The organism is Micromonospora sp. NPDC051300 (assembly GCF_044455315.1).
GTDB classification, from domain to species: domain Bacteria; phylum Actinomycetota; class Actinomycetes; order Mycobacteriales; family Micromonosporaceae; genus Micromonospora; species Micromonospora robiginosa.
The window spans coordinates 113,393-133,932 of sequence record NZ_JBITEP010000011.1 but is presented as its reverse complement, the minus strand read 5'-3'; the positions used below and the strand labels follow the sequence as shown (position 1 = coordinate 133,932).

The window sequence follows — 20,540 nt, the reverse complement described above, 5'->3', positions numbered from 1 at the left end:
ACGGGGTGGGGGCGGGGTCAGCGGCGGTTGTAGCGGCGCATGGTGAGGGTGCCGAACACCACCACGAACCCGGCGCTCCACAGCAGCAGCCACATCGTGTTGGTGGCGTCCGTGGAGCCGGCCATCGCGGCCCGCACCGAGGCGACCAGGTGGGTGACCGGGTTGACCTTCACGAACGCCTGCAACCAGCCGGGCATGGTGGCCGGCTCGACGAAGACGTTGCTCAGGAACGTCAACGGGAACAGCACCATCATGCTGACGCCCATCACCGACTTCTCGCTGCGCAGCACCAGGCCGAAGAACGTCCACACCCAGGAGAACGCGAACGAGAAGACCACCAGCAGGCCGATCCCGGCGAGCACGCCGGGCAGCCCGCCGTCGGGACGGAACCCGAGCACCAGCCCCACGGCCAGGATGACCACGGCGGCCAGGATGTAGCGCAGCACGTCACCGAAGATCATTCCGACCAGCGCCGCCGGCCGCCACACCGGCAGGGTGCGGATCCTGTCGAAGACGCCCTTCTCGATGTCGTTGTTCAACCCGACCCCGGTGTACATGGTGATCATCACGACGCTGGTGACCATGATGCCGGGCAGGAAGAACTGCAGGTACGCCCGCGGGCTGTCGGCGAGCGCGCCGCCGAACAGGTAGGTGAACATCAGCACCATGATGATCGGGAAGGCGGTCACGTCGAAGAGCTGCTCCGGCACGTGCTTGATCTTCAACACGGCCCGCCAGCCGAACGTCAACGACGCCGACAGCGCGCTCGGCCGGGCCGGCCGTTCCCCGGGCGCGAGCACGGTGGCCAGCGCCTCGGTGGACGGCACGTAGACGGACGGCGCCCGTCCGGTCGTGGTGGTCGCGGTGTCGCTCATCGGGCCGCCTCCAGCTCGTCGTCCCGCTCGTCGGTCGTGACGGCCGGGTGGTCGGTCAGGGCCAGGAACACCTCGTCCAGGCTGGGCTGGCCGAGGGAGAAGTCGTCCACCACGATGCCGGCGCGGGCCAACTCGCCGAGGGCGCGGGCGGCCTGCTCGCCGGCCTCCAGGTCGGTGCCGTCCTCGCCGACCCGGGCGGTCAGCGCCACCGGGTCCGCCGCGAGCTGCACCGGCACGTTCAGCGCGGTCCGCAGCACCTCCTCGGCGCGGGGCCGCTGACCGGCGTCGCGCAGTCGCACGTGGACGGTGCCGGAGCCGACCGACGACTTCAACTCGCCCGGGGTGCCCTCCGCGATCACCCGGCCGTGGTCGACCACCGCGATCCGCCCGGCCAACTGGTCGGCCTCGTCCAGATACTGCGTGGTCAGCAGCACCGTGGTGCCGTGCGCCACCACCGCCCGGACGATCTCCCACACCTGGTTGCGGCTGCGCGGGTCCAGCCCGGTGGTGGGCTCGTCCAGGAACAGCAGGTCGGGTGTGTTCAGGATGCTCGCCGCGATGTCGATGCGCCGCCGCATCCCGCCGGAGTACTTCTTCACCTGCCGGCCGGCCGCCTCGGTCAGCCCGAACGCGGCCAGCAACGCCTCGGCCCGGTCCCGCGCCGCCGGGCGGCCCAGCCCGAGCAGGCGGCCCAGCAGGACCAGGTTCTCCGCCCCGGTCAGGTCCTCGTCCAGTGAGGCGTACTGGCCGGTCAGGCTCATCCGGGCGCGGACCGCGTCGGCCTCGGCCACCACGTCGTGGCCGAAGACCCGGGCCGTGCCGCCGTCGGGACGCAGCAGCGTCGCCAGCACCCGCACGGCGGTGGTCTTGCCGGCGCCGTTGGGCCCGAGCATCCCGTACACGGTGCCGGCGGGGACGCGCAGGTCCAGGCCGTCGAGCGCCCTCGTCGAGCCGAACGACCGGATCAGGCCGTCGGCCTCGACGGCCAGGCCGGTGTTCCGGTTACTCATGTCTGATCCCTCTCTGAAGTCTGTGGTTCTCAGCAGGCGTACGGGCGGGCCGCCCGACCCTCGCGCAACGCCAGGCCCCACCAGCACAACTCGTCGAGGAGCACCCGGACGTCCTGCCCGAGCCGTTCCTCGTCGCGCCCGGTGGGCTCGCCGTCGAGCAGGTCGACGCCGACGGTGTCCCGCACGGTCGTCGCGTGCAGCGCGGTGAAGACCGTCCGGAGCTGGTCGACCGCGTGCAGGCCGACCGACCGGCAGCCGTACGAGACGAAGCCGACCGGCTTGGCCTGCCACTCGTCGTACGCGAAGTCGATCGCCTGTTTCAACGAGGCCGGGAAGCTGTGGTTGTACTCCGGGGTGATCACGACGAACGCCTCCGCCTCCGCCACCTGCCGGACGAAGTCCCGCATGGCCGGCGTGGGCTCGGCGGGCAGCGCGATCGGGAACGCGTACCCGGCCAGGTCCAGCTCGTGCACGACGAGCCCGGCCCGGCGACGGGCCTGCGCGGCGAACCAGCGACCGATCCGGTCGCCGACCCGCCCCTCGCGGGTGCTGCCGATGATCACGGCGAGCCGTAACGGCGTCATGTCACCCTCCCTCGCTGCCGGCCTCACCCGGTAGGCGCCAGACGGCCCGCCAGAAGAGATCTGGCGGGCCGTCTGTCGGGGGTCTCTGATCGAATCGGCGGCATGACCGAGGTACGCATCGTCGGGTGGAGCGCCGACGACCTGGCGCTGCTGCGCGCGCTGAACAGCCCCGAGGTGCGGGCGCACACCGGCGGCCCGGAGACCGACGAGCAGGTCCGCGCCCGGCACGAGCGTTACCTGCGCGGCCCGGGACCGCGCAGCGGCACCATGTTCGCCGTGCTCACGCCGGACGGCACGAAGGTCGGCAGCGTCGGTTTCTGGCCGCGCGACTGGCACGGCGAGCCGGTCTACGAGATGGGCTGGGCGGTGCTCCCCGCGCACCAGGGTCGGGGGCTGGCGACGGCGGCGGTGCGCGGGGTCGTCGCGGCCGCCTCGGCTGTCGGCGACCGACGCCACGCGCACGCCTACCCGTCGGTGGACAACCCGGCGTCCAACGCGGTCTGCCGCCGGGCCGGCTTCACGCTGCTCGGCGAGACGGAGTTCGAATACCCGCCGGGCCACCTGATGCGCTCGAACGACTGGCGGATCGACCTGACCCGCTGACGGTCAGTGCGCCCCGTCCAGCGTGGCCCGCTGCCCGGCGGTCAGCTCCAGGTCGACCGCGGCCAGGGCCTCGTCCAGTTGCGCCACCGAGGAGAAGCCGACAAGCGGAATCGCCGGCACGTCGCCGCCCAGCAGCCAGGCCAGCACCACCTGGTTGACCGTCGCGCCGGTCTCGGTGGCCACCGCCCGCAGCGCCGCCAGCCGGGCCGGCGTGCCGGGCAGCGCGTACGCGTCACCCAGCCGCTCCGGCTTCGCGTAGGCGCCCCTGAGCAGCGGTGAGTACGCGACCAGGGTGAGCTGTGGCTCGGCCCGCAGATAGCTGGCCAGGTCGGGGCCGACCCAGCCGACGTCGCCGTCCCGGTCCAGCGCGTTCGGCAGGTCCACCCGTGGCGGCAGGTAGCTGCGGTGATACTGCAGCACCTCGTACCCGGGCAACCCGGCCGCCGCGGCGATCCCCCGGGCCCGCTCCACCCGCCAGGCGCGGTGGTTGCTCGCGCCCAGCAGCCCGACGGTGCCCTCGGCGACCAGTTCCGCGAAGCCCTCGACGGTCTCCCGCAGCGGGACGGTCTTGTCCTCGAGGTGGGCGTAGAGCAGGTCGATCCGGTCGACGCCGAGCCGTTCCCGGCTGCGCTCGGCGGACTCGCGGATCACCTTCGCCGACAGGCCCTCCGGGTTGTCCAGGAAGCTGGTGCCGGGGGCGAGCGGGCGGGCGCCGAGCTTGGTGGCGAACACGATCTCGTCGCCGACGCCGTGGCTGCGCCGCCACCGGCCGAGCAGTTCCTCGCTCTCCCCGCCCTGCCCGCCGTTCTCCCAAAAGGCGTAGTTGTCGGAGGTGTCGACGAACGTGCCGCCGGCTTCGACGTAGCGGTCCAGGATGGCGTAGGCGGTGGCCTCGTCGGTGGCGGTGCCGAACAGCATCGCGCCGAGGCTGAGCACGCTGACCTCGCGGCGGGTGGTCGGGTCGGTGCCGATGGTGCGGTAGCGCATGGAGTTCCTCCCCGTCGGAGCGTTGCGGCCAGCGTGCCCCTTCGAGTGCGCGCGAAGTCAACCGCGCCGACAGGGCCCCGGTCTCCCGGGACCCCGTCGGCGCGCGTCGGGTCAGCTCGGTACGTAGTCGAACGTGTCCGGGTTCGGGCCCTGCCGGCCGTTCTCGCCCTTGCCCAGCGCGGTGATCCGCTCCATCGCGGTGTCGTCGAGCGTGAAGTCGAAGATGCCGAAGTTCTCCTCGATCCGCTTCGGGGTGATCGACTTCGGGAAGACGATGTCGCCGCGCTGCACGTGCCAGCGCAGCACCACCTGGGCCGGGGTCCGCCCGACCTGCTCGGCGAGGTCGACCACGGTCGGGTCGTCGAGCACCTTGCCCTGGGCGATCGGTGACCACGCCTCGGTGAGGATGTTGTGCGACAGGTCGTACGCGCGCACCTCCTCGTTGCCGAAGTAGGGGTGCGCCTCGATCTGGTTCACCGCCGGCACCACGTCCGCCTCGCCGGCCAGCCGCTCCAGGTGCGCGACCTGGAAGTTGGACACGCCGATCGACTTCACCCTGCCGTCGCGCTGGAGTTCCTCCAGCACCTTCCAGGTGGAGACGTAGTCGCCGTCGTAGAGCGTGGGCAGCGGCCAGTGGATCAGGAACAGGTCGAGGTAGTCGAACTTCATCTCCCGCAACGACTGCTCGAACGCCTTGCGGGCGTCGTCCGGGCGGTGGAAGCCGTTGTTCAGCTTGCTGGTGACGAAGATGTCACCCCGGTCCAACCCGGAGGCGCGGACGGCCTGACCCACCTCGGCCTCGTTGCCGTACATCTGGGCGGTGTCGATGTGCCGGTAGCCGGTCTCCAGCGCCGTGCCGACCGCCTTCGCGGTGTCCCTGGGCTCGATCTGGAACACCCCGAAGCCGAGCTGTGGGATGGAGTTGCCGTCGTTGAGCGAGATGTCCGGAACGCTGTTGGCGGCCATGTCGTGTCTCATCTCCGATCGTTCGGGGGGCGCCCGGAAGCGCTTCCACGCGGCGCTCCCGGGCCGTGCCACCCGATGTTCCTACCCGCTCGACGAGCATCCTCACGTCCGGGACGAGCGTCAGCCCCAGATCGCCCGCGCCCACTCCGGGTGGTCCACGAACGGGTTGCGGTTGCCCTGCCAGCGTTCGTAGATGCGCTGATTGCGGCGCTGCTCGAAGGCGTCCGGCGGGTCCTGCTCGTGCCAGGCCAGCAGCTTCGTGAGCCGCCCGAGCCGGGGCGCGCTGCCGTTGGCCACCGAGTCGTTCGGCTCCAGGTCGGGCCAGCCGTCGTCGCCCTCGTACCGGATCGCCATGTAGAGGATCATCCGGGCGACGTCGCCCTTCACCGCGTCGCGCGGCTCGAACGAGTCGGCGTCGGTGTAGCAGCCGGGCGCCTGGGCGACCGCGCTGCCACCGGTGTCGAAGTCCTTGTTGCCGCGCGCCGAGTTGACCGACACGTCCTCCGGCCGCAGGTGGTGCACGTCGGTGCCGGGCCCGGTGGCGGTGCCGAAGTCGCCGTGGGACTTGGCCCAGACGTGTTCCCGGTTCCAGTCGTCGACGCCGCCGCCGTTGGCGGTCTTGCTCTGTGAGCGCCCGCTGTAGAGCAGGACGACGTTCGCCGGGTTGGCCGGGTCCTGGTCGGTGTCCTTCAGCGCCTCCCACACCTGGTCATAGCTGAGCTTGGTCTGCACCCTGATGATGGTGTGCAGGGCGGTTCGCAGCGCGGGACCGGTCTTGCCGGTCGCCGCCGCGTAGTAGGCGCTCGGCGAGGTGGTGCCGCTCGGCGTCGGGCTCGGGCTCGGCGTGGTGCCGCCGAGGCTCATCGCGGTCGGGTCCTTGAGGCCGCCGTGGCTGAAGTAGGCGGTCAGGGCGCCGGTGGCGGTGACCTGCCGGCCGCGCAGGGACGGGTTGGTGAGCAGCCCGAAGCCGCTCCGCCAGCCGGCGGTGACCTGCACGTAGAGCATCCGGGCGGTGCTGGTCTCGCCGGCCTGGTCGGCGATCGCGATCGCGGTGTCTCCGGTGTAGGCGGACGTGAGCACCGTGTTCGTGGCGGTGGGCTGGCCGATGACCCAGCCGGTGACGGTGGCGGCGCGGCCGTCCTGGGCGGCCAGCGCCTGCGCGACGGTCAGGGTGGCCGCGGCCGACGCCGCGTTTGTCACCACGAGTGTGCTGGCGGCGGTGACGCTCAGCACGACCGTCGCGATCAGCCGCCCGGGTCGCGAGCGGGTGACGCTCCTCATATTCATGAACGACGATGCTAGTCGCCGGCCGGTGAACTCCGGGAGATCACCGCGACAACGTTTCGTCCCGGCCGGCCTCGAACAGCACCGGCCAGGGGCGCTCCGGCGGCGTGAGGAGCGCCGGTCCGGTCGGCGTCTCCGGCGCGGCCAGCACCTCGGCGGCGAGCCGGCCGAACATCGGCGCCGCCGGGTGCGCCGCCCGGCTCGGCCAGGCCGCGGAGATCCGCCGGACCAGCGGCGCGCCGGACAGCGGCCGCCAGGCGAGGCGCGGCTCCCGACGGGCGAGCGTCGCCGGCTCGACGGCCACCGCACCGCCGGCGAGGAGCAGGCCGAACAGGAACTCCGGGTTACCCGCCGGACGGACCCGGCGCGGGACGAAGCCGTGCTGCCGGCACACGGTCAGCAGGTGCTCGTACCAGCCGGGCGCCGTGGCCGGCGGCGCGGTGACCAGGTCCAGGCCGGCGAGGTCGGCCAGCGCCACCTCGCGGTCCCGGGCCAGCGGCGACACCCGGGGCAGCAACGCGCCGACCGCCACGTCCACCGGTTCGCCGAACCGCAGCCCCGTCTCCTCGACCGGATGGTGCAGCAGGCCGACGTCCAGCCGGCCCTCCGCCAGCATCCGCCGCTGCTCGGCACTGGTCAGCTCGTGCAGATCCAGGTCGAGCCCGGGCGCACGCGCGGCCAGGCCGTCGAGCAACGCGCGCAGCGTCACGGCCGGCGTCTCCGGGGGTACGCCGGCGCGCAGCACGCCGAGCGCGCCTCGGCCTATCCGGTCGGCGAGGTGACGCAGCCGGCGTTCCCCGGCGAGCAGGTCGTCCGCCTCGCCCAGCAGCAACTGGCCGGCCGTGGTGAGGCGGACCCGCCGCTGCGACCTGTCGAACAGGGTGGTGCCCAACTCCTGCTCCAGCCGCCGGATCGACTGGCTCAGCGGTGGCTGCGCCATGCCCAGCGTTTCGGCGGCGCGGCCGAAGTGCAGCTCCCGGGCGACCACCACGAAGTGCCGCAGGTGTCGCAGCAGGTCCACCCGCGCACCCTAACCCGTGCGCTGACTACCGTGTCGGCGTGGACGCGGCGCAGCGGGTGGGGGAGATCTTCGGGCGGGCCGGGCTGACCGGCTGCCTGCACGTGGTCGACGTGGACGATCCCGCGCGCCAGGTGGCGGTGGGGGCCGACGAGCGGATCGTCATCGCGTCCGTCTTCAAGATCCTGCTGGTGCTGGAGTTCGCCCGGCAGGTCGCCGCCGGCCAGCTCGACCCGACCGAGCGGGTGCTTGTCGGCGCCGCGGACCGGCTCGGCGGCTGGGGGGTGGCCGGCTGCGCCGACGACGTCGAGATGTCGCTGCGCGACCTCGCCTACCTCGCCATGTCGTTAAGCGACAACACGGCCGCCGACCTGCTGCTGCGCCGGGTCGGCCCGGACGTGCCGTCGATGCTCGCCGCGGAGCTGGGGCTGCCGCGTACCCGGATCGTCGGCGGCCCCCGGCACCTGGTCGAGACGATGCTCGCCGACGTCGGCGCGCGGACCGAGGCGGACTTCGCGCGGATCTTCCCCACCCTGCCGCCGGAGCGGGTCCGGGCCATGCGGGTCTTCGACCCGGAGCGCACCTCCTCCAGCACGGCCCGGGAGCTGACCCGGTTGCTGTGCCTGGTGTGGCGCGACGAGGCCGGCCCGGCGGCGGCCTGCGCGACGGTCCGGGACCTGATGGCCCGGCAGCTCTTCTGGACCCGGCTCGCGGCCGGCTTCCCGCCGGGCGTCCGGGTCGCCGGCAAGACGGGCACCCTGCCCGGCCTGCACCTGGAGGCCGGGGTCGCGGAGTATCCCGGCGGCGGCCGGTACGCCGTCGCGGTCCTGGCGCGCACCGACCGGCTCGACACCCGCCGGATCGACGTGGACCTGGCGATCGGGGAGGCCGCCCGAGCGGCGGTCGAGTCACTGCGCTGACCTGCGGTGATATCGGTTCGGATATCGAACCTGACGGCTTTCGATCTTGGACACGGTCGACGGTCCGGTGGTGGAGTGGGTCGACCGATCCAGTGATCCCGAACGGGGAGGACGACAGATGTCCGAGAACCGACCGACCGGCTACGACCGCCGCCGGCTCCTGCGCGACGCCGCCGTCGGCGCCGCCGCCGTCACCACCGCCGGGCTCGTCGCCGGCGCCCCGGCCCGGGCCGCCACCACCACTGCCGCCCCGGCCGGCCGGTCCGCCGGCCGGAAACCCGGCGCGGTGAGCTTCCGCTGGTGGGGTACGGCCGGCTGGCGCATCGACATCGGCGACCGGACCGTGCTCGTCGACCCGTACCTGAGCCGCTACGACACCGGCCTGTTCACCGGCGCGTTCCGCCCGGACACCAAGCTGACGGTGGCCGCCGACGTGGTCGACCGGTTCGCCGACCGGGCCGAGAACATCCTGGTCACCCACACCCACTGGGACCACTTCAACGACGTGCCGCACATCGCCGCCCGGACCGGCGCCCGCGTCCTCGGCACGCTCACCGCCTACCACCTCGGGTTGGCGTACGGGCTGCCGACCGGGCAGCTCGCCCCGGTCAAGGGCGGGGAGGTGCTCGACTTCGACGGCTACACGGTCGAGGTGGTCGGCTCGCTGCACAGCCGCAACCCGTCCTGGTCGATGGCCTTCCCGGGGGTGCGGGTCAGCAAGCCGCCCCAGCCGGCGACGATCGCCGACCTGCCCGAGGGGGACACGCTGGCCTACCAGATCCGGGTCGACGGCGGCCCGTCGGTGTTCTTCATGGGCGCCAGCGACCTCGACGAGCGCCGGCTGACCGGGCTCGCGCCGGACGTCGCGATGATCGCCTCCGCCGCCACCGGGTCCGTCGCCGACTACGTGCCCCGGCTGATGGCCGCGCTCGACCGCCCGAAGGTCGTGGTGCCGGTGCACTGGGACAACTTCGAGACCGAGCTGGTCAACCCGCCGACGGTCGCCGACACCGACCGCGCCCGACTGGACGCCCTGATCGCCGAGGTGCGTCGGGTGTCACCGCGCAGCCGGGTGCTGGTGCCCGAATACCACACCGCCTATCGGTTCTGACCCGTCAACCGGCGGTCAGGTCACGCAACGCCAGCACCGACTTCCAGTTGCGCACCGTCACCACCACGCCCAACGTCTTCTCCAGGTACGCGGTGGTGAACTTCGTCCGTCCGTAGTTGCCGGCCGGGTAGTGCAGGTGCACCTCCCGGCCGGCCACCGCGTACTCCATCTCCTCGCCGGACGGCACGGCCAGGTCGCGGACCCGCGCCGGCTTCGGCGCGGCGTACAGGAACGCCACCAGGACACGGGTCGGGTCGTCCTGGCGACCGGCGTACGGGCTGGCGTCGGCCACCGCGGCCAGCTCGCCGGCGTCCCGCACCAGGACCGGCACGCGCAGGCCCAGCTCGTCGGCGAGCCGCTTCGCGATGCCCTCGGCCAGCACCTCGTCGCGGGTGGGCGGGCTGCTGAACACCACGTTGCCGCTCTGCAGGTAGGTCCTGACGTCGTCGTGCCCGAGGTCGGTGACGACGCGGCGCAGGTCCGCCATCGCCAGCCGGGTGGTGCCGACGTTGACGCCCCGCAGCAGGGCGGCGTAGCGGGTCATGGCCGCCAGCCTAGGTCAGGCGGACGCCAGCCGGGCGTAGACGTCGCCGGAGCGGCCGGCCGGCCGGTACGTCTCCAGCAGCCGCACCAGGCCCGCCGCGTCCAGCCACTCGTCGGCGGCGAACCGCATGGTCTCCACCGGCGAGTAGTTGTAGCGGTAGCCGCCCGCTCCCGCGCCCAGCCGTTCCACCAGGTCGAGCGCGGTGAGCGCCGCGTCGTGCGCCGGTGGGAGATATTCGAAGGAGAGCGCGCGCACCGGCCGGCTCAGCCCGGCCAGCACGTCGACCTCGAAGCCCTCGACGTCGACCTTGCAGAACGCCGGTACGCCGTGCTTGGCGACCAGGTCGTCGAGCGTCACCACCGGCACCTCGACCGACCGGTCCCACCGCACCCCGGCGAAGCTCGGGTCGGCGGTGACCGAGTCGATCCAGGTCGACGACATGGTGGACACCGTCGGCGTCGCCGACGACAGCTCCAGCCGTGCCCGCCCGGCCCGGGCGCCGACCGCGGTGGGCTCGATCGCCACGCCGTCGTCGCGCCCGAAGGCCAGGCGCAGCACCCGCAGGCAGTCCGGCTGCGGCTCGACCGCGATCACCCGCGCGCCCAACCGCCGCCAGGTGCGCACCCGGCCGCCGACGTGGGCGCCGATGTCGAAGCCGAGGTCGCCGGGGGAGAGGAACTGGCCGTACAGCTCCCGGGCGCGTCGGTGCTTGGCCGGTTGACCGTGGTAGATGGCCAGGGACCGGGTGATCCCCCAGGCCCGTGCGAGCATCGTCACGACGTTCCTAACTGTGAGTCCTGGACTGCGGTCCGAACGCCCGCAGGAACCGGTCGCGGAACGACTCCATCGGCCAGACCGGGGCGTCGGGGGCGGGGTTGAGGCCGTCCTGCCAGCCCCAGCCGGAGATCTGGTCGAGCACGGCCGGGTCCTTGGCCACGACGGTGATCGGCACGTCCCTGCCGGCCCCCTCGCCGGTGATCGCCCGGGCCGGCTGGTGGTCGCCGAGGAAGACCAGCACGAGGTTGTCGTCACCGTAGCGCTGGACGTAGGAGACGAGCGTCCGCAGCGAGTAGACGATCGACTTCCGGTAGGCCTTCCGGGTGCCCTCGTCCGTTCGGTCCGCGCGGTTGGTGCCGGTGAAGACCGACCCGTCGCCGAGGTCGTCCCAGTCGACCAGGCTCGGCACCGGCGACCACGGGATGTGGCTGGACAACAGCGGGATCTCCGCCATCACCGGGGCGTGCCCGGGCGTCCGCTCCGCGCGCTGGAACGCCTCCAGCGTGAACTGGTCCGGCGGCGAGGAGAAGCTGAACGTCGGCCCCCGGTAGCCGAGGTCGCCGGCGCCGTAGACCCGGTCGGGGGCGAAGAAGTCCGCCTCCGGCCAGGCCCGGGTCAGCGCCGGCATGACCAGCGAGGTGCGCCACCCGGCGCGCTTGAACGCGCCGTTGAGGGTCAGCCGGTCGCTGCGCACCAGGTTGGTGTAGCGCAACTGGTTGTCCGCCCGGATGCCGCTCATCAGCGTGGCGTGCGCGAGCCAACTGCCGCCGCCGGTGGTGGACGAGGTGAGGAACGCGCTGCGGCTGCCGTAGCCGGCCGCGGTCAACTGCCGGGTCCCCTCGTCCAGAGCGGCGTCCACCTCACCGGCCAGCTCCGGGTCCTCCACCGCCACCCGGCCGTAGCTCTCCACGAACGCCACCAGGACGTCCTTGCCGCGCAGCCCGGTCAGCAACTGGTCGCCGGGGGTGTCGTGGAACGGGTCGCCGGCGAGCTGGTCGGCGAGCCGTTCCTGGTCGTGCAGGCCGGCGTTCACCTGCCGGGTGCGGTCCCAGACGCCGGTGGCGACCGTGTCGGCGGCCACCGGCAGGCCGGGCACGATCTGCGCGCCGAGCACCGCGCAGACGACCCAGGCGGCGCCGAACGCGGCGGCGGTGCGGGCGCCGACCTGTCGGTGGTCGCCCAGCAGCCGGGCCAGCCGCCGCGTCGACAGCGTCACCAGCACCGGTACGGCGACGACCGCGGCCACGGCGAGCGTCACCGCGCCCACCTGGGCGGCCCGCCCGTACGACTCGGACAGGAACTCCGCGCCGGCGGCGAGGAACGCCCAGTCCGCGATCAGGTCGAACGGTCGGTCGAGGACTGTCGAGAAGCCGAGGTCGGCGAGCGTGAGCACGAGGACCAGGCCGAGCAGCGCGCCGAGCACCGTGGCGACGGTCCGGCGCGGCCTCGGCGGCAGCGCCACGAGCAGGGCGACCGCGAGCAGCCCCTCCACCGGGATCCGCAGGAACGCGGCCGGGGTGAGGTCGTTGACGTCGGCCGGCGCGATCAGCGCGACAAGCACGAGCGCGGCGGCCAGCACGGTGGCGACCATCGAGCGGACGCGTCGGCCACGACCGCCCCCAGGCGGCGTCGCGGTGGCCCCGCCGGCCGGCGGGGCGGCCGGGGACGCAATCCGGTCGTCGTCGCTCACGAGCGCCGACCGCCGACCTCGGCTCGGCCGACCAGAACCGGGGTGCCGGGCTTCCAGCGGTTGCGGCGGGCCGTCGTCGCGGGTACGCGTCCCGCCGGGCGGGCGCCCTCCGGACGGACCGTCGCCGGTGCGGCGGCGGCCGGGACGGCGACCGGCGGAGCGACGGCGGGCACGGCGACCGGCCGAGTGACGGTGACCGGCGCAGTGCCGGTGACCGCCGGAGTGACGACCGGCGGCGGGGCGACCGCCGGGACGGCGACCTGCGGGCGGTCGGCGCCGGCGCGGTGCCGCCACCGCCAGAGCACGTCGCGGCCGAACGACTCGACGAGCAGCGCGAGCGCGCCCGCCAGCACCACGACGGCGAGCGCGACGGGCAGCACGTCGGCGGCCACCGCCGCGAGCGCGATGCCCTGGACGGCGGCGACCGTCTTGCGCCAGTAGCGCGGCGGCAGCGGGCCGTTCAGCCAGGGCAGCACCCAGCCGGCCGCGACGAAGAGGTAGCGCATCGCGCCGATCACCAGCACCCAGGGACCCACCTGGCCGGTCACGTGCACGCAGAGCACCAGGACGAGGAAGGAGTCGACCTCCATGTCGAAGCGGGCCCCGAGCGCGCTGACCGTGCCGGTGCGCCGGGCCACCTGGCCGTCCACCCAGTCCAGGGAGAGCGCTACCGCGGTGAGCACCACCAACACCGGCACCGCGACCGGCCGGCTGAACGAGTCCGCCACCAGCGCGGTCACGCCACCGGCCAGCGTGGCCCGGCCCAGCGTCACCCAGTCGGCCGGCCCGAGCCGCTCCGCGCCGGAACGGCGCAGGCCGCGCCCGAGCACGGCGAGCGTCACCACCCCGTAGACGAGGCCGGCCGACCAGCCGGCCGGCCCCAGGCCGACCGTGCCGGCGAGACCCGCCAGCACCCCGACCTGGAGAATCGCCCCCGCGAATGGATCAGTCCGAACCGCTGTCACTGTGCCTCCGAATTGCGCGCCACGACCCACCGGTGTGTACGCAGTACATGCCCGAACGGTTCGCTCTGATGCGGAAAACTCACGATCACGAGTGGCTTCGCGCCGAAGACCCGCAGCGGATGCGCCGGTCGTGGTTCATTCGATGCCGTGTCCCGTCCCGCTGACCGCGCCCGCAAGGTGCTGGCCGTCGCCGAACTGCTCGACCTCGCCGGACATCCGTGCGAGGCGCGCGAGCTGCTCGCCGCCGAGGTCGCCGCGGACCGCACCGGCGCGGCCGACCGCGCCCGCCTGCTGGGGCGGCTCGGCGCGGGCCACGGCCACGACCGGCCGTCGACCGCGATGGCGCAGGTGCGGCTGGCCCGCGCCGGCGCCGAGCCGGCGGACCGGGGGTGGCTGCTCGCCACCGAGGCGTCGGTCGCCGCCCGGGTCGGCCACCCGGACACCGACGGCCTGCTGCGCTCCGCCGGCCGGGCCCGCGCGGCACACCCGACCCCGGTGGCCGCCGTGCGGCTCGCGCTGGCCCGGGCCGCCCGCGCGTTCTCCGCCGGGGCGGTGCCCACCGCCCGGGACCTGCTCGCCGCCGTCGACCCCGACCACCCGGCGGTACGCGGTGAGGCGGTGGCGGTCCGCACCGACCGGATCGAGGCGCAGCTCGCGCTCGGCGGGTACGACGACGCGGCGGTGGCGCTGGACGCCGCGTACGCCGATCTGCCGGTCGGGGCCGGGCCGGCGCTGACCGCCCTCTCCTGCCGGCGGCTGCTCGCGGTCGGCGCGCTGCCCGAGGCGGACGCCCGGGCCGGGCTGGCGCTCGACGAGCCGGCCGGCGCGCTCGGTGGCGAGGCGCGCTCCGCCCTGGTGGCGGTCCGTGTCGAGGTGGCGTACCGGAGTGGACGGCCGGACCGGGCGCGGACGCTGCTGGCCGCCGCCGGGCCGGAGTCGACGTGGCCGGACCGGGTGCCGCACGCGGCGCTGGGCTGCGCGGCGGCCGGCGACCCGGAACCGGCGCGGCACCGGGACCGGCTGCGCGCCGTCGCCGACGACCTGGCCCGCACGGTCCGGCCGGTGCTGCTGGTCGCCCAGTACGGTCCCCGGCTGGTCCGGGCGTTGCTGCTGCTCGGCGACGCGCGGCGGGCCGGCGTGGTCGCCGGTCGCCTCGCCGAGGTGGCCGCCCGCACCCGCGTACCCCTCTGGTCCGGGCTGGCCGGGCACGCGGACGGCCTGATCCGGCGCGACCCGGCGGCGCTGCGGGCGGCGGTCGGCGCGCTGCGCGGCACGGCCGCCCGACCGGCGCTCGCCGACGCCCTGCTCGACCTGGCCCGCTCACCGCGGGTGCGGCTGCCCGAGGCCCGCGCCGCCGCGCGGGAGGCGGCGGCGCTGCACGGACGGGCCGGCGCGACAGGCGACCAGGACACCGCGCAGCGGTGGGACGCGCGGCTCGACGCGACCCGCCGCCGCCCCGCGCCCCGGCCGCCGGGGCACGGCCTGGCGGCGCTGACCGCCCGGGAGGCGGGCATCGCCGAGCTGCTCGCCGCCGGCGCGACCAAGCAGCAGGTGGCCGGCCGCCTGCACCTGTCGTTCCACACCGTCGACACGCACGTGCGCGCGGTCTACGCCAAGCTCGGCGTGCGCAGCCGGCTCCAACTGGCCCGGCTCTGGGACGCCCGCCCGGTCAGCGCACCACCGGCCGCTTCTCCCTCGGCAACGCCTCGATCATCTCGCGGGGCAGGTTGAGCGTGGCGGCACTGATCTCCGGCGGCAGGTTCGCCATCCACTGGGCCAGCGAGATGTCGGCGAACCGGGGCTTGCGGAACATCTCCAGGAACACCAGCGGCTCGTCGCCGAGGTTCTCGATGTAGTGCCCGTAGGCGAACGGCACGTAGCCGACGTCGCCGGCCCGGAAGTCGAACGTGCGGGCCACCCCGCTGCTGGCGAAGACGCCCATCCGGCCGTACCCGGAGAGCCAGTACTGCCACTCGTCGTCGGTCGGGTGCCAGTGCAGCTCCCGCAGCCCGCCCGGCTCGATCTCCACCAGCGCCGCGCAGATCGCGGTGGACGCGGCGAAGTTGGCCGCGTCGGCGATCCGGACCGTGCCGCCGGGGAAGCGCTCCGGCGCCTGGGCGAGCAGCCGGTGCTTGAACGAGCGCGGCACGTCGCCGGTCGGGCTGACCACCCGGTCCCGGTCCAGCGGCGGCGGCACCTCGCCGGCGAAGATGTACTTCTCCCGCTCCGGCAGCGTCGCCATCTGCGCCTCGGTCCAGCCGAAGTTCTTGGCCAGCACGCTTGGCGGCGTGTGCGCGAAGAAGTCGCTGATCAGGAACGTGCTGTTCTCCGAGAACGACCCGTCGTCGAAGACCAGCAGGAACTCCACCCCCTCGTCGAGGGCCTGGATGTGGTGCGGGATGCCGTGCGGGAAGAACCACAGGTCGCCCTGGCGCACGTCGTCGAGGAAGTTGCGGCCCTCCTGGTCGACCGCGCCGATGCGGCAGCTCCCCGAGATCACGTACGCCCACTCGGCCTGCTTGTGCCAGTGCAACTCCCGGTAGGCGCCGGGTTCCAGCGACATGTCCACGCCGGCCAGCTCGGTGGCGATCGGCAGCTCCCGCCGGGTGATCTCGCGGGTCCAGCCGCCGCGCTCGACCCGCGTGTGCGCGTCGGAGAAGGAGAACTTCAGGTTGGGCACGGTGCCGGCGTCGGTGGCCGGCGGGGCGAGCAGGTCCGGGTTCTCCCGGTCCCGGGTCACGTCGCGCGGACCGACGTCAGGCCCGCCGGCCGCGCCGCGTACCGGCTGCGGGAAGTCGTCAGAGGTCATGTGCCGAGCGTCGGCCGGTTGGCCGGCGGGCACATCACGCGTTCGCGGGACCGGCGTTCCGGTCGGGTCAGGCGGCGCGACGGGGTGGCAGGCCCAGCGCGGCGCGTACCGCGGCCGCCTGCCGGACGCCGTCGTGCGCGGCGGCGGCCCGGATCTCCCGGCGCAGCTCGGCGGCGCTGCCCGCCCCGGCGGCGAGTTTCCAGTGCCGCAGCGCCACCTCGTGCTCGGCGAGCAGCGCCGCGATCGGCGCCCGCACGGCGGTCGGCCAGCGGACGGCGCGCAACTCCTCGGCGCAGGCCGTGTCGGCGGCGGCGACCGCGGCGGCCCGCTCCCGCACCGACCGCCAGGGCCGGCCCGCCTCCTCCGCCTCCGCCAGTTCGTCCCGGGCGATGTCGTACGCCGCCACCACGGACAGGTAGCGCCCCCGCGCCTCCTTGACGGTCAGCGGCGCGACGGTGCTCGGCGTGGCGCTCGCCGGCGGCGGGAGGGCGACCTGTTCGGTCTCGCCGCCGCAACCGGCGAGCAGCAGGACCAGGACCAGGGCCGGGGGCGCGAGCCGAGGACGCAACGGGAACTCCCATCGGGCGGCGGGGGCCCCGAGTCTAGGACGGCCCCCGCCGACCCGTCACCGGTCCACCAGCCGCCAGTACTGCCGCTTCCCCTCGTCGCGCACCACGACGCCGAGCCCGGCCAGCTCCCCGTGCAGCTCCCGGACCTCGGCGCCGCGGCCGTCCCGCAGCGCCCGCTCCCGGGCGCGCAGCAGGGCATCCGCGCCGGCCGGCAGCCCGGGCAGGCCGGGCACCCACCGCCGGTACGCGTCCCGATGCGGGTCCCGGTCGACCCACGGCCAGCCCTGCCCGGTGAACGCCTCCCGCAGCCGGCCGGCGTCCAGGTCGGACTTCTCCCGGGCCAGCTCGCCGCCGGCGGCGTCCAGCAGCACCAGCGTCTTGCCGTCGACGAACACGCCGGACACCTCGGCCCGAGCCACGTCCCGGCCGTGCCCGTCCCGGTGCAGCTCCACCGACCGGCGCCCGACCGTGACCCGCAGGCGCTCCCGCGTGCCCACCACGGCCAGCGCCACGCCGGCCAGCGCCACCACCCCCGCGCCGAGCGGGTACGACCGCTCGGCCGGCCACCTGTCGAGCAGTTCGAAGACGTCCTGGAAGGGGAACCAGGCGAGCCCGGCGACCCAGCCGGACAGCGCGGTCAGCCCGGCGCCCAGGCCCGCCCCGAGCAGCGGGAACCCGGCCCACATCACCACCAGCTCGCCGGCCCCGCCGTCGACCACGACGTCGCCGGGCTCCCGCGCCGGCACGGTCAGGACACCTCCCGCCGCATCGTCCGGACCAGGCCGGCGACCAGCGGCAGCAGCACCCAGACGGCCAACGACACCCCGAGGCGGCCCCACTGCCCGGCCGTCACGTCCGGCCCCAGCAGCGCCCCCATCGTGTACGAGGTGTCCAGCCAACGGGCCAGCCCCCGCAGCCCTTCGATCATCGCGGCCAGCACGCTCCACACGGTCGGCAGCAGCAGGTAGGTGACGATCGCCAGCGGCGTGTTCAGCAGCAGCAGGCCGAACCCGGCGCCCATCAGTACGCTCGCCACCTGGAACACCGCCGCGTGCGGCAGCATCTGCCAGTCGAACGTCCAGGTGCCCGCCCCGCCGGTGGCCTTGGCCGCCAGCGTGCCGGCGGCGGCGACGACCAGACTGACCAGCACCGAGCCGAGCGCGGCCAGCACCACCGCGACGAGCTTGGCGACGATCACCCGCTCCCGGCGCGGCACCAGCGCGAACGTGGTCAACGCGGTGCGCTGGGACCACTCGCCGGTGATGGAGAGGATGCCCAGCACCGGCAGCAGCAGCCCGACCGGCAGCAGCGACGGGGTGAAGAACGCGGTGAACGTCTGCTCCGGCCCGTCGGTGACGAAGAGCTGCACCACCACGATCGCGACCGCGATCAGCGCGATGCTGATCAGCAGCCACCGCCCGGCCCGGGTGTCGGCGAGCTTGCGCAGCTCCACGCCGGTCAGCCGGACCAGCGACGGGCCGGCGACCGGCTGGCGCCGCGTCGGCGTGGCGGGGGGAGCTTCAGCGGTGGCGGTGGTCATCGGACAGCCTCCTTGGTCGACGCGCCGGCGGTGAGGGTGAGGAAGAGCTGCTCCAGGCCGCCGGTGCCGGCCGGACGCAGCTCGGTGAGGACCAGCCCGGCGTCGGCCGCGGCCTGGCCGACGGCCCCCGGCTCGGCCCGGACGACGAAGCCGCCGTCGGTGCCGGCGGTGGCCGGGAGCGCGGCCCGGTCCAGGGTGAGGCGCAGGGCGTGCTGGTCCCGGGCGCGGACCAGGGTGCCGGCGCCGGCCAGCAGCTCGTCCTTGCCGCCCTGGGCGACCACCCGGCCGCCGCCGATCACCACCAGCCGGTCGGCCACCGCCTCCACCTCGCGCAGCAGGTGCGAGGAGAGCAGCACGGTGCCGCCCCGGTCGGCGTAGTCGCGCAGCAGGCCGCGCATCCAGTAGATGCCCTCCGGGTCCAGGCCGTTGGCCGGCTCGTCGAGGATCAGCACCCGGGGGTCGCCCAGCAGCGCCAGCGCAAGACCGAGCCGCTGCCGCATCCCCAGGGAGTACGCGCCGACCCGGCGCCGGGCGGCGGTGTCGTTCAGCCCGACCAGGTCCAGCTTCGCGGCCACCTGCCCCCGGTCCACGCCCATGGTGCGGGCGGCCAGGGTGAGCGTCTCCCGCCCGGTGCGCCCGGCGTGCTGCGCCGAGGCGTCGAGCAGGACGCCGATCTCCCGCCCCGGGTTGGGGAGCTGCCGGTAGGGCCGGCCGGCCACCGTGGCCCCGCCCGAACTGGGCGGCGTCATCCCGCAGATCATCCGCATCGTGGTGGACTTGCCGGCGCCGTTCGGACCGAGGAATCCGGTCACCGTGCCCGGTTCACACCGGAACGTGACGTCCTCGACGGCGGTGTGCGGGCCGTACCGCTTGGTCAGGTGGTCGACTTCGATCATGCCGAGAAGCGTGCCGGGGCCACCCGGTCATCCGCTGCGGCCGGCGGTCGCTGCCGGCACCGACCTCGGTTCACCGCAGGCGTCGACTTTGGTAGCTGGTAGCCGGTCCGGACGGCTCCCTACCATTGGCGGGTGAGCAGCGCCGTCGTCCCCGACCACCCCTGGCTCCTGCCGGGCCACCTGGTGCCCGCCCGGGCGCCCCGCCGGACCCCGCGGGACTGGTTCGTCGACGGCGTGCTGTTCCTGATCGCGTTGCTCTGGGTGGCGGTCGCGCACGACGACGCGGTCAGCCGGGACCCGGAGTTCGCGCTCAACATCGGGCCGGACTGGCTGATCGGTGTCGACCTGATCGTCGGCCTGCTGGCGACCGGCGCGCTCTGGCTGCGCCGCCGCTGGCCGGTCGGGCTGGCCGTGGCCACCGCGCCGCTGACGTTCTTCTCGGTCACCGCCGGGGCGGCGCTGCTGATCGTGCTGTTCACCGTGCTGGTGCACCGGCCGCTGCGGGTCGGGCTGACGCTTGTCGCCTGGAACGTGGTCACCTCGCTGCCCTTCATCGCGCTTCGCCCCGACCCGGCCATGCCGCTCTGGGCCGCCACGGCCTGGACCGTGCTCTTCCTCGGCATCGTGGTGGCGTGGGCGCTGTTCGTCCGGGCCCGCCGCCAGCTCGTGCTGTCGCTGCGCGACCGCGCCGAGCGGGTCGAGGCCGAGCAGCAGCTCCGGCTCGACCAGGCCCGGCACCTCGAACGCGGCCGGATCGCCCGCGAGATGCACGACGTGCTCGCCCACCGGATCTCCCTGCTCAGTCTGCACGCCGGGGCGCTGGAGTTCCGCCCGGACGCGCCGCCGGAGGAGGTCGCCCGGGCCGCCGGCGTGATCCGGGCCAGCGCGCACGCCGCGCTGCAGGACCTGCGCGAGGTGATCGGCGTGCTGCGGGCCGAGGTGGGCACGGAGGCCACCCCGGAACGGCCGCAGCCGACGCTCGGCGACGTGCCGGGGCTGGTCGACGAGAGCCGGGCGGCCGGGGTACGCGTCAGCGTGGTCGACGAGGTGACCGGGTCGACCGAGGTGCCGGTGGCGATCGGGCGCAGCGCCTACCGGATCGTGCAGGAGGGGCTCACCAACGCCCGCAAGCACGCGCCCGGCGCGGTGGTGACGGTCCGGCTGGCCGGCGGTCCCGGCGACGGGCTGGCGGTCGAGATCAGCAATCCGTGGCCGGTCGGCGGCCCGGTGACCGGCATCCCCGGCGCCGGCACCGGGCTGGTCGGCGTCGCCGAGCGGGTCTCGCTGGCCGGCGGGCGCCTGGACCACGGGCGCGACGCCGCCGGCGACTTCCGGCTGACCGCCTGGCTCCCCTGGGCGGTGTCCGCATGAGCGAACGCACCGAGCGGAGCG

The 20,540-nt window shown here is 74.5% G+C and carries 21 protein-coding genes; 5 read left to right on the top strand and 16 right to left on the bottom strand.

Annotated elements, in window-relative coordinates; all coding sequences use genetic code 11:
* Positions 1-17: 17 nt before the first annotated feature.
* Genes ACIA5A_RS15110 through ACIA5A_RS15100 form a run of 3 tightly spaced genes read right to left on the bottom strand, consistent with a single transcriptional unit; the run spans position 18 to position 2,469 of the window.
* Positions 18-875, bottom strand: a complete 858-nt coding sequence (locus ACIA5A_RS15110; RefSeq protein ID WP_396761573.1) for an ABC transporter permease — start codon at positions 873-875, stop codon at positions 18-20.
* On the bottom strand, positions 872-1,885 hold the full coding sequence (locus ACIA5A_RS15105) for an ATP-binding cassette domain-containing protein (protein WP_396761570.1): 1,014 nt from the start codon (positions 1,883-1,885) through the stop codon (positions 872-874). The genes ACIA5A_RS15110 and ACIA5A_RS15105 overlap by 4 nt, the downstream gene beginning before the upstream one ends.
* 29 nt (positions 1,886-1,914) lie before the next feature.
* Positions 1,915-2,469: an NADPH-dependent FMN reductase gene (locus ACIA5A_RS15100; protein WP_396761567.1), complete on the bottom strand. Its 555-nt coding sequence runs from the start codon at positions 2,467-2,469 to the stop codon at positions 1,915-1,917.
* 102 nt (positions 2,470-2,571) lie between these two features.
* Here ACIA5A_RS15100 and ACIA5A_RS15095 point away from each other — a divergent pair, with 102 nt between their 5' ends.
* Positions 2,572-3,072 carry a GNAT family N-acetyltransferase gene (locus ACIA5A_RS15095; RefSeq protein ID WP_396761564.1) on the top strand — a complete coding sequence of 167 codons (501 nt, stop codon included), beginning with the start codon at positions 2,572-2,574 and terminating at the stop codon, positions 3,070-3,072.
* A gap of 3 nt (positions 3,073-3,075) precedes the next feature.
* On the opposite strand, the gene ACIA5A_RS15090 is transcribed toward ACIA5A_RS15095, so the two are convergent.
* The 4 genes from ACIA5A_RS15090 to ACIA5A_RS15075 all read right to left on the bottom strand — a co-directional run bounded on the left by ACIA5A_RS15090 (position 3,076) and on the right by ACIA5A_RS15075 (position 7,330).
* Positions 3,076-4,059 carry an aldo/keto reductase gene (locus ACIA5A_RS15090; protein WP_396761561.1) on the bottom strand — a complete coding sequence of 328 codons (984 nt, stop codon included), beginning with the start codon at positions 4,057-4,059 and terminating at the stop codon, positions 3,076-3,078.
* 111 nt (positions 4,060-4,170) lie between these two features.
* The gene (locus ACIA5A_RS15085; protein ID WP_396761784.1) at positions 4,171-5,025 is read right to left on the bottom strand and encodes an aldo/keto reductase; all 855 of its coding nucleotides are present in this window, start codon (positions 5,023-5,025) and stop codon (positions 4,171-4,173) included.
* A 120-nt stretch (positions 5,026-5,145) separates the two neighbouring features.
* Positions 5,146-6,312 (bottom strand): endonuclease, encoded by a 1,167-nt coding sequence (locus ACIA5A_RS15080; RefSeq protein WP_396761559.1) that lies wholly within the window; start codon positions 6,310-6,312, stop codon positions 5,146-5,148.
* 40 nt (positions 6,313-6,352) lie between these two features.
* Entirely contained in the window at positions 6,353-7,330 is a 978-nt protein-coding gene (locus ACIA5A_RS15075; protein ID WP_396761556.1) for a LysR family transcriptional regulator, read from the bottom strand.
* 38 nt (positions 7,331-7,368) lie between these two features.
* Between ACIA5A_RS15075 and ACIA5A_RS15070 the strand changes: the two genes are divergently transcribed.
* Positions 7,369-8,247 carry a serine hydrolase gene (locus ACIA5A_RS15070; RefSeq protein ID WP_396761553.1) on the top strand — a complete coding sequence of 293 codons (879 nt, stop codon included), beginning with the start codon at positions 7,369-7,371 and terminating at the stop codon, positions 8,245-8,247.
* A 118-nt stretch (positions 8,248-8,365) separates the two neighbouring features.
* Positions 8,366-9,358 carry an MBL fold metallo-hydrolase gene (locus ACIA5A_RS15065; RefSeq protein WP_396761551.1) on the top strand — a complete coding sequence of 331 codons (993 nt, stop codon included), beginning with the start codon at positions 8,366-8,368 and terminating at the stop codon, positions 9,356-9,358.
* A 4-nt stretch (positions 9,359-9,362) separates the two neighbouring features.
* Here ACIA5A_RS15065 and ACIA5A_RS15060 read toward each other — a convergent pair whose 3' ends face one another.
* From ACIA5A_RS15060 to ACIA5A_RS15045, 4 genes are read right to left on the bottom strand one after another with little or no spacing between them, the layout of a single operon-like run.
* The gene (locus ACIA5A_RS15060; RefSeq protein WP_396761548.1) at positions 9,363-9,902 is read right to left on the bottom strand and encodes a DUF1697 domain-containing protein; all 540 of its coding nucleotides are present in this window, start codon (positions 9,900-9,902) and stop codon (positions 9,363-9,365) included.
* Positions 9,903-9,917: 15 nt separating this feature from the next.
* Positions 9,918-10,673, bottom strand: a complete 756-nt coding sequence (locus ACIA5A_RS15055) for an FkbM family methyltransferase (RefSeq protein WP_396761781.1) — start codon at positions 10,671-10,673, stop codon at positions 9,918-9,920.
* A gap of 13 nt (positions 10,674-10,686) precedes the next feature.
* Complete coding sequence (locus tag ACIA5A_RS15050; protein WP_396761545.1) at positions 10,687-12,369, bottom strand: sulfatase; 1,683 nt, start codon at positions 12,367-12,369, stop codon at positions 10,687-10,689.
* Positions 12,366-13,334, bottom strand: coding sequence for a CDP-alcohol phosphatidyltransferase family protein (locus ACIA5A_RS15045; RefSeq protein WP_396761542.1), 969 nt, complete (start codon positions 13,332-13,334; stop codon positions 12,366-12,368). Before ACIA5A_RS15045 ends, ACIA5A_RS15050 begins: the two co-directional genes overlap by 4 nt.
* A 147-nt stretch (positions 13,335-13,481) precedes the next feature.
* On the opposite strand from ACIA5A_RS15045, the gene ACIA5A_RS15040 reads away from it, so the two are divergent.
* Entirely contained in the window at positions 13,482-15,065 is a 1,584-nt protein-coding gene (locus tag ACIA5A_RS15040; protein ID WP_396761539.1) for a LuxR C-terminal-related transcriptional regulator, read from the top strand.
* Here the strand turns inward: ACIA5A_RS15040 and ACIA5A_RS15035 are convergent.
* The 5 genes from ACIA5A_RS15035 to ACIA5A_RS15015 all read right to left on the bottom strand — a co-directional run bounded on the left by ACIA5A_RS15035 (position 15,004) and on the right by ACIA5A_RS15015 (position 19,148).
* Complete coding sequence (locus tag ACIA5A_RS15035; protein WP_396761536.1) at positions 15,004-16,143, bottom strand: oxalate decarboxylase family bicupin; 1,140 nt, start codon at positions 16,141-16,143, stop codon at positions 15,004-15,006. The genes ACIA5A_RS15040 and ACIA5A_RS15035 overlap by 62 nt on opposite strands.
* Before the next feature lie 67 nt (positions 16,144-16,210).
* A complete protein-coding gene (locus ACIA5A_RS15030) occupies positions 16,211-16,711 on the bottom strand; it encodes a hypothetical protein (RefSeq protein WP_396761533.1) in 501 nt (166 codons plus the stop codon).
* 57 nt (positions 16,712-16,768) lie between these two features.
* Positions 16,769-17,458, bottom strand: a complete 690-nt coding sequence (locus ACIA5A_RS15025) for a hypothetical protein (RefSeq protein ID WP_396761530.1) — start codon at positions 17,456-17,458, stop codon at positions 16,769-16,771.
* 2 nt (positions 17,459-17,460) lie between these two features.
* Complete coding sequence (locus tag ACIA5A_RS15020) at positions 17,461-18,252, bottom strand: ABC transporter permease (protein WP_396761527.1); 792 nt, start codon at positions 18,250-18,252, stop codon at positions 17,461-17,463.
* On the bottom strand, positions 18,249-19,148 hold the full coding sequence (locus tag ACIA5A_RS15015; RefSeq protein WP_396761524.1) for an ABC transporter ATP-binding protein: 900 nt from the start codon (positions 19,146-19,148) through the stop codon (positions 18,249-18,251). The genes ACIA5A_RS15020 and ACIA5A_RS15015 overlap by 4 nt, the downstream gene beginning before the upstream one ends.
* A gap of 132 nt (positions 19,149-19,280) precedes the next feature.
* Between ACIA5A_RS15015 and ACIA5A_RS15010 the strand changes: the two genes are divergently transcribed.
* Positions 19,281-20,519, top strand: a complete 1,239-nt coding sequence (locus tag ACIA5A_RS15010) for a sensor histidine kinase (RefSeq protein ID WP_396761521.1) — start codon at positions 19,281-19,283, stop codon at positions 20,517-20,519.
* Positions 20,520-20,540: the final 21 nt, after the last annotated feature.

Coding starts and splice junctions, on each gene's coding strand:
- ACIA5A_RS15060 (WP_396761548.1), bottom strand. CDS start 9,902: ATGACCCGCTACGCCGCCCTGCTGCGGGGCGTCAACGTCGGCACCACC.
- ACIA5A_RS15095 (WP_396761564.1), top strand. CDS start 2,572: ATGACCGAGGTACGCATCGTCGGGTGGAGCGCCGACGACCTGGCGCTG.
- ACIA5A_RS15100 (WP_396761567.1), bottom strand. CDS start 2,469: ATGACGCCGTTACGGCTCGCCGTGATCATCGGCAGCACCCGCGAGGGG.
- ACIA5A_RS15105 (WP_396761570.1), bottom strand. CDS start 1,885: ATGAGTAACCGGAACACCGGCCTGGCCGTCGAGGCCGACGGCCTGATC.
- ACIA5A_RS15110 (WP_396761573.1), bottom strand. CDS start 875: ATGAGCGACACCGCGACCACCACGACCGGACGGGCGCCGTCCGTCTAC.
- ACIA5A_RS15065 (WP_396761551.1), top strand. CDS start 8,366: ATGTCCGAGAACCGACCGACCGGCTACGACCGCCGCCGGCTCCTGCGC.
- ACIA5A_RS15090 (WP_396761561.1), bottom strand. CDS start 4,059: ATGCGCTACCGCACCATCGGCACCGACCCGACCACCCGCCGCGAGGTC.
- ACIA5A_RS15085 (WP_396761784.1), bottom strand. CDS start 5,025: ATGGCCGCCAACAGCGTTCCGGACATCTCGCTCAACGACGGCAACTCC.
- ACIA5A_RS15015 (WP_396761524.1), bottom strand. CDS start 19,148: ATGATCGAAGTCGACCACCTGACCAAGCGGTACGGCCCGCACACCGCC.
- ACIA5A_RS15080 (WP_396761559.1), bottom strand. CDS start 6,312: ATGAATATGAGGAGCGTCACCCGCTCGCGACCCGGGCGGCTGATCGCG.
- ACIA5A_RS15020 (WP_396761527.1), bottom strand. CDS start 18,252: ATGACCACCGCCACCGCTGAAGCTCCCCCCGCCACGCCGACGCGGCGC.
- ACIA5A_RS15035 (WP_396761536.1), bottom strand. CDS start 16,143: ATGACCTCTGACGACTTCCCGCAGCCGGTACGCGGCGCGGCCGGCGGG.
- ACIA5A_RS15055 (WP_396761781.1), bottom strand. CDS start 10,673: ATGCTCGCACGGGCCTGGGGGATCACCCGGTCCCTGGCCATCTACCAC.